This is a genomic window from Burkholderia sp. MSMB2157WGS (genome assembly GCF_001532755.1).
GTDB lineage: Bacteria > Pseudomonadota > Gammaproteobacteria > Burkholderiales > Burkholderiaceae > Burkholderia.
Window position 1 is genome coordinate 103,454 of sequence record NZ_LPJG01000015.1, and the last position, 17,172, is coordinate 120,625.

Genomic DNA, 17,172 nt, shown 5'->3' on the forward strand with positions numbered 1-17,172 from the left:
ATCGCGCCGATCGCCAGAATCAGGGATCGATCACGTCCGCGCACGCATCGGTCGGCGCCGCGGCGAGATGGCCGACGAGCGGCACGATCTTGAGCCCGGCCGACGCCACCCGGCACGGCGCGGCCGCGACGCCGCAGCCGGCGAGACTCGCGACGAGCGCCAGCGCGGCGCCCAGCTTTCCGATACGCAACCATCGCGACGCCATCGTCCTCTCCTCGTTCCGTCAGCGCGCCGACACGGGCCGAACGGCCGCGGCAGCGCGCTTCGCCCGTTCGCGGGCTTCGTCGACGGTCGCGCCGGTCGCCAGCGCGACGCCCATGCGCCGCTTCGCGAAACTTTCCGGCTTGCCGAACAGGCGCAGGTCCGCGCCCGGCACCGCGAGCGCGTCGCGCACGCCTTCGAACGCGATCCCGCGCTCGTCGAGCCCGCCGTAGATCACCGCCGACGCGGCCGGCGTGCCGAGCGCCGGATCGACCGGCAGGCCGAGAATCGCGCGTGCGTGCAGCTCGAATTCCGACTGGCGTTGCGAGGCGAGCGTGACGAGGCCCGTATCGTGCGGCCGCGGGCTCACCTCGGAGAACCATACGTCGTCGCCGCGCACGAACAGTTCGACGCCGAACAGCCCGCGCCCGCCGAGCGCCTCGGTCACCTTGTGCGCGATCTCGCGCGACTTCTCGAGCGCCGCCGCGCTCATCGGCTGCGGCTGCCACGATTCGACATAGTCGCCCGCCACCTGCACGTGGCCGACCGGTTCGCAGAAATAGGTGCGCGTGTCGAGCGTCGCCGGATCGATCGCGCGCACGGTCAGTTGCGTGATCTCGTAGTCGAAATCGACGAAGCCCTCGACGATCACGCGGCCGTGGTTCACGCGCCCGCCCGCCATCGCGTAGTCCCACGCGGGTTTCACGTCGGCGTCGGTCTTCACGACCGACTGCCCCTTGCCCGACGACGACATCACCGGCTTCACGACGCACGGCATGCCGATCGTCGCGACGGCCGCGCCGAAGGCCTCGAACGAATCCGCGAACGCATACGGGGAAGTCGGCAGGCCGAGCGCCTCGGCCGCGAGCCGGCGGATCCCTTCGCGATTCATCGTGAGCTGCGTCGCACGCGCGGTCGGGATCACCTCGGCGAGGCCGGCCGCCTCGATCGCCGCGAGCGCGTCGGTGGCGATCGCCTCGATCTCGGGGACGATCAGGTGCGGCCGTTCGGCTTCCACGACGGCCCGCAGCGCGGCCGGGTCCGTCATGTCGATCACGTGCGCGCGATGCGCGACCTGGTGGCCCGGCGCGTCCGGATAGCGATCGACCGCGACGACTTCGACGCCGAGACGCTGCAACGCGATGATGACTTCCTTGCCGAGTTCGCCGGCGCCGAGCAGCATGACGCGCGTGGCCGAGGGTGAAAGCGGCGTACCGAGCCGCTGACCGATCTGCATGTGATTTCCCGCTGGTTCTGTTGGAGGACGAAAACGGCTTCGATGTTAACACGGGCATCCGCGCCGGTTTGGGCGGTTTGGCCGCGCCCGCGCGTGGTCGCGCGAGGCCCGCGGGCGGGCCGCGAACGTTTTCGCGCGCGAAGTGTCGGCTCGCCTGCCGCGGGGCGGGTGCGTTACTCTTACGCCTTGATCAGAATCCGAAGAGGAACGAGGCTCATGTCCCACCTGTCCGCGGCCGCACGCGCACGCACCGGCCTGCTTCGCCCGTTGCGCGCGCCGCTTTGCGCGTTGACGCTTGCCACGCTTCTCGCCGCCTGCGCGATGCCGACCCATCCCGATTCCGCCGCCCCAGCACCCGACCCGTACAACCCGGCCGCCGTCCAGCTGCTCGACGACACGAGCTGGGAGCTCACCAGCTGGGTGAACGCCGACGGCACGCCGCGCGCGATCCCGCACGGCGACAACGGCGAGCCGATCAAGCTCGCGCTGTCGACCGACTCGGGCATCCGCCGCGCGAGCGGGTTCTCGGGCTGCAACCGCTACATGGGCACCTACGCGATCAAGAACGGCCTGCTGAGCTTCGGCCCGCTCGCCGGCACGCGAATGGCCTGCCCGAACACGCTCGGCGGCCAGCTCGAATCCGCGTACCTCGACGCGCTCGCCCACATCGAGAAAACCGGCGTGCAGATGCGCGCGCCGCAGCAATTGCAGATCGTGACCCAAGCCGGCGCAACGCTGACGTTCACGCAGCGGAGCCCCTGATGAACGGCGCGCGCGAAGGCCGACCGGCCGCCTTCGCGTGACGCGCCACGCGCACGTGCCACCCACGTGCGTCGCGCGGCATGAATCGGAATCACGCCGCGTCAGAGTCTTGTTCGCCGGCCGGTTAAACTCGGCGGGTCGCGCCCCGCGCGCCCCGCCCCACTCCTGTTTCAAAGCATGCACACGGTTGTCTTCGGCTGGTTCGGCATCTCCGCCGTCTGGTTTCTCCTTCTCTTCTGGCGTCTCGTGCAGGCGATGCTGCCCGGCGGCGGCGGGCTCGCCGGCCGCGGCTCGATCCGCCTGTGGCTCGGCTTCGCCGCGGTGTTCGTCGCAAGCTGCACGCTGACGAGCCCGCTGTCGGGCCCCGACACGAACGCGCTCGGCCATGCGTGCTCGGCCGGCTTCGCCCACGTGCTCGGCCCGATCGGCACGCCGGTCGCGATGGTCGTGCTGTTGTTCGCCGGCTTGCCGTGGCTGACCGGCATCGGCTGGCGGCAGTTCGCCGCGTGGGTCGACACGTCGTTCGGCGTCAAGCTGTCGCGCGACGGCGGCGACGACGACGCGCGCGGGATCGCCGACCTGCCGCGCAGCGCGCTGCATCGCGACGACGACGTCGTGCAGCCGACCACCGCGCACACCGTCAACTCGATGGCGCCGCGCCAGAACGGCCGGTATTCGCGCCCGACGGTGTGGAAACCCGATCCGCAGGCGCGCCCGAAGCCGCGCAGCAAGACGCCGCCCCGCCCGCTCGCGGAGCCCGTCGCGCCGTCGGGCTGGCTGAAGCCGACCGCCCCGCCGCGCACGCCGGCGCCGCCCGCGCCGATCCCGGCCAGCGCGATGCCGCCGCCGACGACCGGCAGCACCGCCAGCCTCGCGCGCGCCGCGGCGAACGCGCAGGTGCCGCGCCCCGCGCCCGCCCCGCTTCCGGTCGGATTCGAACCCGTCCGGCCGCGTCCGACCGCCGCGCGACCGGCCACCGCCGCGCTGACGCAGACGGCGCCGCGCGCGACGGTCACCCCGCGCCCGGCCGGTACGCCGCCGCAGCGTCCGCCGGTGCGGCCGGTCGCGGGCACGGCGGCCGCCGGCCCGTCGGACGCGGCACGACGCCGCCCGGCGCCGCCCGCGCCGGCGCGCGCACCGCTCTATGCATGGAACGAGAAGCCGGCCGCGCCGATCACGCCGGCGCCGAGCGTTCACGACACGCTGCGTTCGATCGAGGCCAGCACCGCGCAATGGGCGTCGCTGGGCGGCGCGCAATCGGCCGATGCCACGCGCGCGGCGACCGCTGCCGCCGCCGTGGCCGGCGTCGCCGCGACGGCAGGCAGCGTGGCCGCGCCGGCATCCGCGGCCGCGTCGAACGCGTTCGTCCCCGCGGCGCAGGACATCGCAGCCCAGGACGGCGATGTCCCGGCCGCACACGATGCCGCGCCTGCTCGCGACGACGGCGCGCCGATCGTGCTCGACGCGTTCATGCCGGTGCAATCCGGTATCGCGCAGGCCCCGCGTGTCGATTCGCCCACCCCGGCGCTCGACGACGCTGCACCGTCCACGCGACCGGATACCGGCATCGACGATCGCGCGTACGCGCATCGCGCCGACGACGAAATCCGTCGCATCGACGATGCGGCCGCTGCGCCGTCGTTCGACGCCCCCCTCGGCGTCGCGCCTTGGGACGATGTCGTCAGCCCGCCGGTTTCCGCACGCGACTGGTCGACCGAAAACCCGATGGCCGATGTGCCCGCGCACGCCACGCGATCGGAGTCCGCTCATTCGGCGTTCGCGCAAGCAGGCAATGCAGCGGTTCGCGACCTCGGTGCCAGCAAGCCGACCGCGTCCGTCGATGTCGACGACGAGGACGACGCACGACCGGCGCCTGCAATCGATCGCGCGGCACCGGCCCACTTGCGTCAAGCGGCTGCCGATGCGCACGCCGATGTGAAGCCGCCGGCCGACAGCATCGTATCGTTCGCTGCGCTGCCCGCTTCGTCGATTGCGGCAACGTCCGCACCGGCCGTATCGCATCCCGCGCCGGACGCTGCCAAGCCGGTCGAGACGGAACCTGCGGCGTCGTTGCCGGCTGTCGCTCCACGCGCGACGCCCGCCGCCACGTATTGGACACCTTCGACGGTGCAGCCCGCCGCGGCCCCGTCGACCGTCTCCGCCGAATTGCCGAAATCACCGGCGGCTCAGCCGTTTGCCGCAACATCGACGGCATCGACCGCCGCTGCGTCGCCGCTGGCCGGCACGGCTGACGGTTCGACGGCACACGCGTCCGCACTCGCCTCCACATCGAGCATCGCGCCCGTCGCCGCCGCAGTTTCGTCGGTCGGCGTAACCGGCACGGCGTCCGCGTCGCCGTCGCAACCTGCCGCATCGGCACCACCCGCTACTTCCGCCGCGTCGGCGTCGCCGGCCGGTGTGACGGGCCTGACCTACGGTTCGCTTTCGCGCGCTTCGACGCCCGCATCGACCGAGGCGCCCGCCGTGACGCCATCGGCCGCCGGCGCATCGGGTTCGCCGTTCGGTTCGACTGCGCAGACACCTACAACGCCGGCGCCCGCCACCGCGACGCCCGCAACACCCGCGACTTTCGCGTCCGCGCCTGTCGCCACACCGTCTTACGCGCCGGCATCGACGCTTCCGGTCGACACGGCAACCCCGTCGACCGGTACCACGACTTTCGCGACATCGGGCTCATCGAGCGCAGTCGCTCCGCAGCCGGCAAGCGGCCTGCCCGCGTCGCCCACCGTGTCTGCGCCGGCGTCGCCGTCCTTCAGCACGATCGCGTCGACGACCACGGCCGCCGCCGCCACGCCGATCCAGTCGATCGCGGGCTCGCCTGCCGCTGACGCCGGATCGCCGACGTCGATGGGCGCGACCGCTGCGACGCAGGCTCCGTCGATCGTGTTCGTCCCCGCCGCAGTCGCAGCCCAGACGATGACGACACCGCCCGCCCCTGCCGCATCGTCGGCGAGTTGGTCGATGTCGCACGACGCGGGCGCAACGCCGACCGCGACACCGCAAGCGATGCCCCTCCCCGCCGCGAACCTCTCGCCCACGCCGGCAGCCGCAGTTTCCGCGCCGACATTGCCCGCGACCCCGTCGATCGGCGCACCGGCCGCCGAAGCCGCCGAAGCCATCGAGGCAGCCGAACCGGCCCCGGTCGCCCCCGCCCGCCCGCCGCGCCCGAACGCGTTCGAATTCCACGCCCCCGCGTCGTTCAGCGTCGAACTGCCGACGCTCGACCTGCTCGAGCCCGCCTCCGACGACGTCGAAACGATCACCGAGGAACACCTCGCGCAAACCGCGCAGGTGATCGAACAGCGGCTGCAGGAATTCAAGGTGCCGGTGACGGTGGTCGGCGCATCGGCCGGCCCCGTGATCACGCGCTTCGAGATCGAACCCGCGCTCGGCGTGCGCGGCAGCCAGATCGTCGGCCTGATGAAGGACCTGTCGCGCGGCCTCGGCCTCACGTCGATCCGCGTCGTCGAGACGATCCCCGGCAAGACCTGCATGGGCCTCGAACTGCCGAACGCGAAGCGCCAGATGATCCGCCTGTCGGAGATCCTCGAATCGCGCCCGTACCAGCATTCGCCGTCGCAACTGACGATCGCGATGGGCAAGGACATCACCGGCCACCCGGTCGTCACCGATCTCGCGAAGGCCCCGCACATGCTCGTGGCGGGCACGACGGGTTCGGGCAAGTCGGTCGCGATCAACGCGATGATCCTGTCGCTGCTGTACAAGGCGACGCCGGAAGACGTGCGGCTCATCATGATCGATCCGAAGATGCTGGAGCTGTCGGTCTACGAAGGCATCCCGCACCTGCTCGCGCCGGTCGTCACCGACATGAAGCTCGCGGCGAACGCGCTGAACTGGTGCGTCGGCGAAATGGAGAAGCGCTACCGGCTGATGTCGGCCGTCGGCGTACGCAACCTCGCGGGCTTCAACCAGAAGATCCGCGACGCGGAAGCGAAGGAAAAGAAGATCGGCAACCCGTTCTCGCTGACGCCCGACGACCCGGAGCCGCTGTCGAAGCTGCCGCTGATCGTCGTCGTGATCGACGAGCTGGCCGACCTGATGATGGTCGCCGGCAAGAAGATCGAGGAGCTGATCGCCCGCCTCGCGCAGAAGGCGCGCGCGGCCGGCATCCACCTGATCCTCGCGACCCAGCGTCCGTCGGTCGACGTGATCACCGGCCTCATCAAGGCGAACATTCCGACGCGCGTCGCGTTCCAGGTGTCGTCGAAGATCGATTCGCGCACGATCCTCGACCAGATGGGCGCGGAGTCGCTGCTCGGGATGGGCGACATGCTGTTCCTGCCGCCGGGCACCGGTTATCCGCAGCGCGTGCACGGCGCGTTCGTCGCCGACGAGGAAGTGCACCGGATCGTCGAGTATCTGAAGCAGTTCGGCGAGCCGCAGTACGAGGAAGGGATTCTCGACGGCCCTGCCACCGACGGCGCGACGCAGGACCTGTTCGGCGATGCGCCGGACGCGGAAGCCGATCCGCTGTACGACGAAGCCGTCGCGTTCGTCGTGCGCACGCGGCGCGCGTCGATCTCGTCGGTGCAGCGTCAGTTGCGCATCGGCTACAACCGTGCGGCACGCCTCGTCGAGCAGATGGAAGCGGCCGGCCTCGTGTCGGCGATGGGTATCAACGGCAGCCGCGAGGTGCTCGTGCCGGCCGCGGCCGAGTGAAGCGGGCGGCCCGCCGGCCGCGATTCATCGCGACGGGCGCGCCGCGCAACGGGCCGTCCGCAAAAAAAGGCGCTGCCTCGGCAGCGCCTTTCTCGTTTACTGCACCGGCACCAGCTTGAAATCGACCGGCTTGCCGACCGCGACCTTCTGCGGATTCGCGCCGAGCTGCCCCGTTTCCACATTGCGACTGAACACGTAGAACGTGTCGCTGTCCTGGTTGCCGACGATCAGCCACTTGCCGGTCGGATCGATCAGGAACTCGCGCGGCGTCTTGCCGAGGCTCGACTGGCGGCCGACGAGCTTCAGCCGGCCGTCCGCCTTGTTCACCGCGTAGATCACGAGGTCGTTCGCGTCGCCGCGGTTGCTCACGTACAGGAAGCGCCCGTCCGGCGACAGGTGGATCGCGCCGCCGCCGACCTTGCCCTTGAAGCCCGGGGCCGTCATCGGCACCGTCTCGATCGGCGTCAGCTTGCCGTCGCGATAGCCGAACACCTCGACCGACGCGTTGAGCTCGCTCGTCACGTACGCGAAGCGGCCGTCGGCGCCGAACACCATGTGACGCGGGCCCGAGCCGGCCTTCACCGGCGTATAGCGCGTGTCGGTCGGGCTGATCAGCCCGCGGCTGCCGTCCACCGTGTAGCGGTAGCCGTAGATCTTGTCCGCGCCGAGATCCTGCACGAACAGGTAGCGGCCGTCCGGCGAAAATACCGTCGAATGCACGTGCGCGCCGTCCTGGCGGCCCTTCACGGGCCCCGTGCCTTCGTGATGGACCGTCAGCACGGCCGGGCCGACGGCGCCGCCGTCGCGGATCGGGAACACCGCGAAGCTGCCGCCCGGATCGGCCGCCACCGAGTAGTTGGCGGTGACGAGGTACTTGCCGTCCGGCGACAGCGCGAGATAGCAAGGATCGTTCCCTTCCGACGACACGCGGTCGATGAACGTGAGGGCGCCCGTCTTCGCGTCGAAGCCGAACGCGCTGACGCCGCCGCGCTGCGTCGCCGGCCCGTTGTCGCCGGGCAGCTCGTTGACCGCGTACACGGTGCGACCGTCGCGGCTCGGCAACAGATACGACGGATTCTCGGTCTTCGCCGACGACACAGGCGCGACGCTGCCCGTCTTCGTATCGAAGCGGTAAACGTAGATCCCGTCGCTGCCGCCGCCCGTATAGGTGCCGACGAGCAGGTTGTAGACGCCGTCGGCCGGGGCGGACGATTGCTGCGCGAATGCGTGGGTCGCGGACAGGGAAAGCACGATCGCGAAACCTTTCATCCAGTGAGCGAGCCTAAGCGGGAACCCTCGTGTCGAAGCGCGTGCGTCACGCTCGCGTAAACGGTTGGGCATTGAATCCTCCTTGCATCGAGTCGCTTCAAGTGTTGAGATAGGACGAAACGCCGGCCGTTCATGCGCTCCGCCGCCCGGCCGAGTATACGGGGCGCGACGCCCGGGCGTGAAGTCCGGGCCGCCGACGTCCGCATTGTGAACTCGAATACCCAAGGATCGCCTGCCCATGCCCGCCCTGATCGAAGACTACGCCCTCGTCGGCGACGGCCACACGGCCGCGCTGATCGCAAAAGACGGCTCCGTCGACTGGCTGTGCTGGCCCCGCTTCGATTCGGGCGCCTGCTTCGCGGCGCTGCTCGGCACGCCCGAGCACGGCCGCTGGCTGCTTGCTCCGGCCGCCGACGCCGCGATCACGCACACGACCCGCCGCTATCGCGGCGACACGCTGATTCTCGAAACCGATTACGAAAGCGCCGACGGCGCCGTCACCGTGATCGACTTCATGCCGCCCGGCAACGGCTGGTCCGAACTGGTGCGGATCGTCGTCGGCCGCCACGGCACGATGAAGATGCGCATGGAGCTCGTGTTGCGCTTCGACTACGGTTTCTCGATTCCGTGGGTCACGCAACTGACCCGCGAGGACGGCATGAAGGCCATCGCCGGCCCCGATACCGTCGTGCTGCGTACGCCGGTGCCGCTCACCGGCAAGAACCTCCATACGCTCGCGGAATTCACGGTCAACGCCGACGAGCGCGTGTCGTTCTCGCTCGGCTACGCGGCGTCGCACATGCGGCTGCCGCCGGCGCGCGACCCGCTGTCGATGCTCGCGCGCACCGAGAACTACTGGCTCGAATGGTCGGGCCGCTGCCAGGTGCAGGGCCGCTACGCGGCCGCCGTGCGCCGCTCGCTGATCACGCTGAAGGCGCTCGCGTACGAACCGACCGGCGGCATCGTCGCCGCGCCGACCACGTCGCTGCCCGAAAAGATCGGCGGCAACCGCAACTGGGACTACCGCTACTGCTGGCTGCGCGACGCGACGATCACGCTGCTCGCGCTGATGCGCGGCGGCTACTACGACGAGGCGCGCGCATGGCGCACGTGGCTCGGCCGCGTGATGGCCGGCTCGCCCGAGCAGATCCAGATCATGTACGGGATCGCCGGCGAGCGCCGGCTGCCGGAAATGGAGCTCGACTGGCTGCCCGGCTACCAGGATTCGAAGCCGGTGCGCGTCGGCAACGGCGCCGCGAACCAGCTCCAGCTCGACGTGTTCGGCGAGGTGATGGCCGCGCTGCACCTCGCGCGCGTGGGCGGCCTGCAGGCCGACGACACGGTCTGGTCCGTGCAGTGCGCGCTGCTCGACCACCTCGAGAAGATCTGGCAGGAGCCCGACGAAGGCATCTGGGAAACGCGCGGCGGCCGCCGCCATTTCACGTTCTCGAAAGTGATGGCGTGGGTCGCGTTCGACCGCGCGATCAAGTCGGCGGAAATGTTCCGGCTGCCCGGCTCGCTCGACCGCTGGCGCGCGCTGCGCGAGCGGATCCATGCGGACGTCTGCGCCAACGCGTGGCACGAAGGCAAGCAGGCGTTCGCGCAGAGCTACGGCAGCGACGAGCTCGACGCGAGCGTGCTGCTGCTGCCGCAGCTCGGCTTCCTGCCGCCGGAAGACCCGCGCATCGTCGGCACGGTCGACGCGATCGAGCGGGAATTGCTGCACGACGGACTCGTGATGCGCTACCGCACGACCGAATACGACGACGGCCTGCCGCCCGGCGAAGGCACGTTTCTCGCATGCAGCTTCTGGCTGGTCGACAGCTATGCGCTGCTCGGCCGGATCGACGACGCGCATCGGCTCTTCAGCCGCCTGCTCGCGCTGTCGAACGACCTGGGGCTGCTCGCGGAGGAGTACGACCCGGTGGCCGGGCGGCTCGTCGGCAACTTCCCGCAGGCGTTCTCGCACGTGGCGCTCGTGCATACCGCGATGAACCTGATGCACCACGAAGACGCGATGGCGCGCGCGGCCGGCCAGCCCGCGCCGGCCGTCGCGACCGGGCGCTGAGCGGCGCGGCGCGCGCCCTTGTTCATAGATCGTCAAATCGCAAAATTTTGATGAAAAAACCGGGAAATGTTGCATTGCACAACCGATCGTTGTCCGATATGATCGACGAGATTGTCCGGCTGCAATGCAACATGGCCGGCCGCTGACCCACACGGCACGCCGCGACGCCCCACGCCGCCCTTGCGCACCGTCCCCCCCACGCGGGAGTAGCCTGCATGCTTTACCAACTGCACGAATTCCAGCGGGCAATGCTGAGCCCGCTCACGGCCTGGGCCCAGGCCGCCTCGAAGTCGTTCGCGAATCCGTCCAGCCCGTTCTCGCTGATCCCCGGCGCGCCGCGGATGGCCGCCGCCTATGAGTTGATGTATCGACTCGGCAAGGATTACGAAAAGCCGGAATTCAACATCCATCAGATCGTCAAGGACGGCCACAACATCCCGATCGTCGAGCAGACGATCATCGAGAAGCCGTTCTGCCGGCTGCTGCGCTTCAAGCGCTATTCGGACGACGCCGACGCCGTCACGCAACTGAAGGACGAGCCGGTCGTGCTGGTCTGCGCGCCGCTGTCGGGCCACCACTCGACGCTGCTGCGCGACACGGTGCGCACGCTGCTGCAGGATCACAAGGTCTACATCACCGACTGGATCGACGCGCGGATGGTGCCGGTCGAGACCGGCCCGTTCCACCTGCACGACTACATCGCGTACATCCAGGAATTCATCCGTCACATCGGCGCGCGCAACCTGCACGTGATCTCGGTATGCCAGCCGACGGTGCCGGTGCTCGCGGCGATTTCGCTGATGGCGAGCCGCGGCGAGGACACGCCGCTCACGATGACGATGATGGGCGGCCCGATCGACGCGCGCCGCAGCCCGACTTCCGTGAATTCGCTCGCGACGCAGCACTCGACCGCGTGGTTCGAGAACAACGTGATCCACACGGTGCCGGCGAACTATCCGGGCGAAGGCCGCCAGGTGTATCCGGGCTTCCTGCAGCACACGGGCTTCGTCGCGATGAACCCGGAGCGGCACGCGCAATCGCACTGGGATTTCTACCAGAGCCTGCTGCGCGGCGACGAGGACGACGCCGAAGCGCACCGCCGCTTCTACGACGAGTACAACGCGGTGCTCGACATGGCCGCCGAGTATTACCTCGAGACGATCCGCGTCGTGTTCCAGGAATTCCGGCTTGCGGAAGGCACGTGGGACGTCGAAGGCGAGCGCGTGCGGCCGCAGGACATCAAGCACACCGCGCTGATGACGATCGAGGGCGAACTCGACGACATCTCGGGCAGCGGCCAGACGCACGTCGCGCACGAGCTGTGCACCGGCATCCCGCAAGACGATCGCCGCAGCCTGACCGCCGAGAAGTGCGGCCACTACGGGATCTTCTCGGGCCGCCGCTGGCGCACGATCATCTATCCGCAACTGCGCGACTTCATCCGCGAGCATGCGCCGGAACCGAAGCACGGCGCGACGAAGCTGCCCGCCGATGCGCAGGATGCGACCACGATCGGCGTCGTGCCGGCCGCCAAGCCGCAGCCGGAAACGACAGCGCGCGTCACCGCCGCGAAACGCGCGCGCGCGAAGACGCCGGCCGTGACGGTCGCGCCCGCCAAGGCGCCCGCCGCGAAGGCCGCGCCCGCCGCCAAACGCGCGGCGAGCAGCCCGCGCGCAAAACCCGTGCGGGCCCGCAAGGCCGCCTGACGCATCGCGTTCCGACGCAAAAACGCCACCGTTGCTTGCGCACGGCGGCGTTTTTTTATGCGGCGGCCGCGAGCGGGCGGCTCGTCAGTTCGTCCGTTCGTCGCGTCAGCGCCGCAGCAGATACGCGAGCAGCACCTCGGTGCTCATCCGGACCATCTCCGCGCGTTCGTCGGTGTCGGTGAAGTCGCGGCCGAGCGTCGCCGCGAGCGTGAAGCGGTTCGAGACGATGTAGTAGCCAAGCCCCGACAGCGTCACGTAGAAGCGCAGCGGATCGACGTCGCCGCGGAACAGCCCGGCCTTCTGGCCGCGCATCAGCACGTTGCCGAGCTTCGCGACGATCGGCGACATCATCTCGCGGATCCGCGTCGACTTGTGCAGATAGCGCGCTTCGTGCAGGTTCTCGTTGTTGATGAGCCTGAGCAGCTCCGGATGGTCGCGGTAGTAGTCCCAAACGAAATGCGCGAGCCGCGTGACGGCCTCGACCGGCGCGACGCCGTCGAGATCCAGCACGCGCTCGGCCTCCGTCAGCGCGGAGAATGCGTGTTCGAGCACCGCCGTGAAAAGCTGTTCCTTGCTGCCGAAGTAGTAATAGAGCATGCGCTCGTTCGTTTCGGCCCGGCGCGCGATCTGATCGACGCGCGCGCCGAACAGCCCTCCATTCGCGAACTCTTCGGCTGCCGCCATCAGGATGCGGCGGCGCGTACCTTCAGGATCTCTTTTGATTTTTGGCTGATTCATGGTGGCGTTTTGCTACGTGAGCCGCTTGATCCGGACCGGCACCCCCACCGCCTCGGCGCCGGCCGCCCTGGAACGGGCGCGCCGCGGGCGGCCGCCCTCCTGCTGAGCCCCTGCAAAAAAGCGGTTCGATTATGCGCATAGACGGCGTCCAGCGCAATGCGGGAAATCGGCGATAATCAAGGTTTGGCAAACCTTTCCGGCCGCGCCCGACGCGGCCGAGAGCCATTCGGCGCCGTTGCGCCCGTTGTCACCGTGACCGACTCCAAAACACTCGCGGATCGCATCGAAGATCTGCTTCCCCAGACGCAATGCACGAAGTGCGGCTATAACGGCTGCCGTCCGTACGCCGAGGCGATCGCCGCCGGCGACGCGAACTACAACCAATGCCCGCCCGGCGGCGCCGAAGGCATCGCGCGTCTCGCGAGCCTGCTCGGCAAGCCGGTGATTCCGCTGAACCCCGTCAACGGCAGCGAGCATCCGCGCGCGGTCGCGTTCATCGACGAAAACCTGTGCATCGGCTGCACGCTATGCATGCAGGCGTGTCCGGTCGATGCGATCGTCGGCGCACCGAAGCAGATGCATACGATCGTCGCGTCGCTGTGCACGGGCTGCGACCTGTGCGTGCCGCCGTGCCCGGTCGACTGCATCGCGATGCTGCCGGTAACCGGCGATCGCACGGGCTGGGATGCGTGGTCGCAGGAACAGGCAGACGCCGCGCGCGAACGCCACGACCTGCGGCTCGCGCGCCAGCGCCGCGAGCGCGAGGCCGCCGAAGCGCGCGCCGCCGCCCGCCGCGCGGCCAGTGCGGCAAAGCCGGCCGCGGGCCCCGCCGCGGCGCAGCCGGATGCGCCGGCCGCCGACGACGCCGAAGCGAAGAAACGCGCGATCATCGCCGCCGCGCTCGAACGCGCGCGCAAGAAGAAGGAAGAACTGTCCGGGCAAGGCGCCGGGCCGAAGAACACCGAAGGCGTGAGCGCGGCCGTCCAGGCGCAGATCGACGCGGCCGAGGCCCGCCGCAAGCGACTCGCCGAGCAGCAGGCGCAGCGCGATGCCGAAGCGGCATCGGGCGGCCGCGACCACGACAACGACACCGATAGCGACGATCCGGACGGCCCGTCCGCGCCGCCCGACCAGAACGCTCCATGAACGCCAGCAAACGACGCGCGATCTACGAAACGCTGCAGAGCCTCAATCCGCATCCGACCACCGAACTCGAATACTCGACGCCGTTCGAACTGCTGATCGCCGTGATGCTGTCCGCGCAGGCCACCGACGTGTCGGTCAACAAGGCGATGCGGAAAATGTTTCCGGTCGCGAACACCCCGCGACAAATCGTCGCGCTTGGCGAGGAAGGCGTCACCGAGTACATCAAGACGATCGGCCTCTATCGCACCAAGGCGAAGAACGTGGTCGCGACGTGCCGGATCCTGCTCGAGCGCTACGACGGCGAGGTGCCGGCCGATCGCGAAGCGCTCGAAGGCCTGCCGGGCGTCGGCCGCAAGACCGCGAACGTCGTGCTGAACACCGCGTTCGGCCAGCCGACGATCGCGGTCGACACGCATATCTTCCGCGTCGCGAATCGCACCGGGCTCGCGCCGGGCAAGGACGTGCGGGCCGTCGAAACCGCGCTCGAAGAGTTCACGCCGAAGGAATTCCTGCAGGACGCGCATCACTGGCTGATCCTGCACGGGCGCTACGTGTGCAAGGCGCGGCGGCCCGAATGCTGGCACTGCGCGATCGAACCGCTGTGCGAGTTCCGGCCGAAGACGCCGCCGCCCAACGAATAGGCGTCACGCCGCATGGGCGAGCGCCGCACGCGCCGTCGCGACGCCCGCTCCGCCCCTTCCCGGCTACGCGTTGGACGTCGCCGTCGCGTCGTCGGCGGCCGCGCCGCCCGCGCGCACGAGCGCCAGCACGGCCGCCAGAATCGCGACGCCGCCCGCCCACTGCAGCGGCGACAACGCCTCCCCGAACAGCAGCGCCGCGAGCGCGACCGTCACGACCGGTTCGAGCGTCGACAGCATCGACGTGCGTGCGGCCCCGAGCCGCTCGAGCCCGGCGAAGAACGCGAGCATGGCCGCGACCGTCGACACGAGCGCGATCGCGAGCATCGACGCCCAGCCGCCGGCCGTCGCGGGCCAGCGCGGCGGCGCGCCGATCGCCGCCGTGCGCACGATGGCGATCGCGACGAGCGTCGCGGTGGCCGACAGGCAGATGATCGCGGTGGTCGCGAGCGGGTCGACGCCGCGCGTCGCCCTGGTGCCGCCGACGATGTACAGCGAATAGATCACCGCGGCGGCCAGCGCGAGCGCGATCCCGAGCGGCTCGCCGTGCCCGCCGCCGACCATCAGCGCCGAACCCGCGACGCACAACACCAGCGCGACGGCCTTCGCCCGCGTCAGGCGCTCGCCGAGCCACCACGCGGCCAGCAGCGTGACGAACGCCGGATACAGGTACAGCAACAGCGCGACGAGGCTCGCCTGCGCGTGCTGCAGCGCGCTGAAATAGCAGAACGACTGCCCGACGTAGCCGAGCGCGCCCATCGCCACCAGCGGCGCGAGCGCTCGCCCGCGCGGCCATGCGACGCGGCGGTGCCGCGCGATCGCGGCGAGCACCGCGCCGCCGATCGCGAAGCGCACGATCAGCAACCCGAGCACGTCGACGCCGGCCGCATACGCGTAGCGGCCGAAAATCGCCATCGCGCCGAACGCGGCGGCGGACAACGCGACGTAGAGCGCGCCCTGCAGGGCGGCGGGCGAAGGGCGAACGGTGTCGGTCATGATGAAACGGGCGAACCAGCGTCGGGACGGAGTCGTCGGAGTGTAGCGGTGCGGCAGCGGCGAGCCTAGCCCGCGCTTACCCGTTGCGCAGCGGGCGGCCGCAACGCCCTGCGACGCCTGACTCCAGCCGCCCCGGAGCCGCCGCCAGCGCCGTCCGCCGCTCCGGCGTACAATGCGCGACGCGGCATGACGCCGCCCGAATCACGACGTTTCCCCACCATGTTCAATCCAAGCCGCGACGACGTGCGTCGCTTTTTCACCGAGACCTGGCGCAAGCAGCGCGCGGGCGAAATCCTGACGCCGCTGGAAGCGATCGCAGCCGACTGGATCGTCGAGCATCCCGAATACCACGACGAACTGGCCGACGCCGACGGCGCGGCCGCGCGCGACTACACGCCCGAGGAAGGCCGCACGAACCCGTTCCTGCACCTGTCGATGCACCTCGCGATCAGCGAGCAGTTGTCGATCGACCAGCCGCCCGGCATCCGCGCCGCGCACGACAAGCTGGCCGCGAAGCTCGACTCGACCCACGACGCGCAGCACGCGATCATGGAATGCCTCGGCGAGACGATCTGGGAAGCGCAGCGCACGAACACGCCGCCCGATACCGACGCGTACCTGCAGCGCATCCTGCGCCGCGCGTCGCGCGACTGAGCGCGGGCCGGCACGTCGACCTGCGCCGGGCCGCGGACAAAAAAATACCCCGCCGAGGCGGGGCATTCTTGCTGCGCGAGCCTGTGAGGCCCGTCGCGCTTACTTCTTGAACACGAGGTCGGTTTCCTTCAGCGACTCGATGTAGGACGCGATGTCCTTCATGTCGCTGACCGACAGGTTCTGTACCTGCGCCTGCATGATCGCGTTGTTGCGGCCGAGCAGCGGGTTCGTCAGCCCCATCTGGTACTGGCGCATCGCCCACACGAGGTAGTCGGCGTGCTGGCCGGCGAGGCGCGGATACTCGGCGTTGATCGGCTTGTTCAGTTGCGCGCCGTGGCAGGCCGCGCAGTTGTGCGATTCGACCAGTTCCTTGCCCTTCGAGATGTCCGCGGCGTGCGCGGTACCGATCGCGAGGCCGGCCGCCAGTGCCACCGCCGCCGTCTTGAATGCGTTGTTCATGAATGCTCCTGTCCCGCCGGGGAGATCGGCGGCGCGCGCTTTACTTGTAGGGGTTGTCCTTCGTGTCGGCCTTCTGGGCGGCGTAGTACGCCGACAGATCCGCGATGTCCTGGTCGGTCAGCGAACCGGCGATCGCATTCATCGACGGGAAGTGACGATCCTTCTTGCGGTAGGCCTTCAGCGCGTTCTCGAGGTATTGCTGGTTCTGGCCGCCGAGGACAGGCACCCGGTAGACCTCCGGGTACGCCGCGCGGTAGTCCTGGATGCCGTGGCAACCGATGCACATGGCGGCCTTGCTCGCCCCGTCCTTCGGGTTGCCGACCACACCGGCCGCCTGCGCGCTGCCCGCGAGCGCCACGAGCGCTGCGACAACGACGTGTTTGCCGACGAATTTGTTCATAGCTCTTGTAACCTAGCTTGAGGGGAAACTGGCGCCTAAGCGGCAACGGCCCGCGCCGTTTTGCTTATCGGATCGCCACGCAGGCCAAAAAAAACGGCCAGATTGTACCGCGTCGGCGGGGAACGCGTCCATAAGGCGCCCCGGTCCGCCCCGCCACAGCCCCGCTACGATACGCGGGCGCGGCTCAACCGCACAGC

14 protein-coding genes are annotated in these 17,172 nt (G+C 69.7%); 7 read left to right on the forward strand and 7 right to left on the reverse strand.

The genetic code is table 11. The features are described from left to right. Window positions 1-19 precede the first annotated feature (19 nt). Both WT53_RS10375 and purT read right to left on the reverse strand, forming a co-directional pair. Entirely contained in the window at window positions 20-205 is a 186-nt protein-coding gene (locus WT53_RS10375; RefSeq protein ID WP_034208025.1) for a DUF6726 family protein, read from the reverse strand. 18 nt (window positions 206-223) lie between these two features. Continuing rightward, complete coding sequence (gene purT / locus WT53_RS10380; protein WP_034208026.1) at window positions 224-1,438, reverse strand: formate-dependent phosphoribosylglycinamide formyltransferase; 1,215 nt, start codon at window positions 1,436-1,438, stop codon at window positions 224-226. Window positions 1,439-1,654: 216 nt separating this feature from the next. Here purT and WT53_RS10385 point away from each other — a divergent pair, with 216 nt between their 5' ends. Both WT53_RS10385 and WT53_RS10390 read left to right on the forward strand, forming a co-directional pair. Then, a complete protein-coding gene (locus WT53_RS10385; protein WP_059781278.1) occupies window positions 1,655-2,200 on the forward strand; it encodes an META domain-containing protein in 546 nt (181 codons plus the stop codon). A gap of 177 nt (window positions 2,201-2,377) precedes the next feature. Further along, complete coding sequence (locus WT53_RS10390) at window positions 2,378-6,901, forward strand: DNA translocase FtsK (protein WP_060259600.1); 4,524 nt, start codon at window positions 2,378-2,380, stop codon at window positions 6,899-6,901. A 96-nt stretch (window positions 6,902-6,997) separates the two neighbouring features. Here WT53_RS10390 and WT53_RS10395 read toward each other — a convergent pair whose 3' ends face one another. Further along, a complete protein-coding gene (locus WT53_RS10395) occupies window positions 6,998-8,242 on the reverse strand; it encodes a lactonase family protein (protein WP_156444499.1) in 1,245 nt (414 codons plus the stop codon). A gap of 166 nt (window positions 8,243-8,408) precedes the next feature. Between WT53_RS10395 and WT53_RS10400 the strand changes: the two genes are divergently transcribed. After that, window positions 8,409-10,238, forward strand: a complete 1,830-nt coding sequence (locus tag WT53_RS10400; RefSeq protein ID WP_060259603.1) for a glycoside hydrolase family 15 protein — start codon at window positions 8,409-8,411, stop codon at window positions 10,236-10,238. 215 nt (window positions 10,239-10,453) lie between these two features. Continuing rightward, window positions 10,454-11,944, forward strand: coding sequence for a polyhydroxyalkanoate depolymerase (locus WT53_RS10405; protein WP_059825030.1), 1,491 nt, complete (start codon window positions 10,454-10,456; stop codon window positions 11,942-11,944). A gap of 105 nt (window positions 11,945-12,049) precedes the next feature. On the opposite strand, the gene WT53_RS10410 is transcribed toward WT53_RS10405, so the two are convergent. Continuing rightward, window positions 12,050-12,682 carry a TetR family transcriptional regulator gene (locus WT53_RS10410; protein ID WP_034208032.1) on the reverse strand — a complete coding sequence of 211 codons (633 nt, stop codon included), beginning with the start codon at window positions 12,680-12,682 and terminating at the stop codon, window positions 12,050-12,052. Window positions 12,683-12,934: 252 nt separating this feature from the next. Here WT53_RS10410 and rsxB point away from each other — a divergent pair, with 252 nt between their 5' ends. Together rsxB and nth are read left to right on the forward strand one after the other, a co-directional pair. Next, window positions 12,935-13,828, forward strand: a complete 894-nt coding sequence (rsxB, locus tag WT53_RS10415; protein ID WP_373558445.1) for an electron transport complex subunit RsxB — start codon at window positions 12,935-12,937, stop codon at window positions 13,826-13,828. Then, on the forward strand, window positions 13,825-14,469 hold the full coding sequence (gene nth / locus WT53_RS10420; RefSeq protein WP_060259609.1) for an endonuclease III: 645 nt from the start codon (window positions 13,825-13,827) through the stop codon (window positions 14,467-14,469). The genes rsxB and nth overlap by 4 nt, the downstream gene beginning before the upstream one ends. A 63-nt stretch (window positions 14,470-14,532) precedes the next feature. On the opposite strand, the gene WT53_RS10425 is transcribed toward nth, so the two are convergent. Continuing rightward, the gene (locus tag WT53_RS10425) at window positions 14,533-15,462 is read right to left on the reverse strand and encodes a DMT family transporter (protein ID WP_034208034.1); all 930 of its coding nucleotides are present in this window, start codon (window positions 15,460-15,462) and stop codon (window positions 14,533-14,535) included. 186 nt (window positions 15,463-15,648) lie between these two features. Here WT53_RS10425 and WT53_RS10430 point away from each other — a divergent pair, with 186 nt between their 5' ends. Then, window positions 15,649-16,116: a DUF1841 family protein gene (locus WT53_RS10430; protein WP_373557157.1), complete on the forward strand. Its 468-nt coding sequence runs from the start codon at window positions 15,649-15,651 to the stop codon at window positions 16,114-16,116. Between the two features lie 99 nt (window positions 16,117-16,215). Here the strand turns inward: WT53_RS10430 and WT53_RS10435 are convergent, their stop codons facing one another. Together WT53_RS10435 and WT53_RS10440 are read right to left on the reverse strand one after the other, a co-directional pair. Further along, the gene (locus WT53_RS10435) at window positions 16,216-16,575 is read right to left on the reverse strand and encodes a cytochrome c (protein WP_006490657.1); all 360 of its coding nucleotides are present in this window, start codon (window positions 16,573-16,575) and stop codon (window positions 16,216-16,218) included. A 40-nt stretch (window positions 16,576-16,615) separates the two neighbouring features. Beyond that, entirely contained in the window at window positions 16,616-16,975 is a 360-nt protein-coding gene (locus WT53_RS10440; RefSeq protein WP_006478192.1) for a cytochrome c, read from the reverse strand. Window positions 16,976-17,172: the final 197 nt, after the last annotated feature.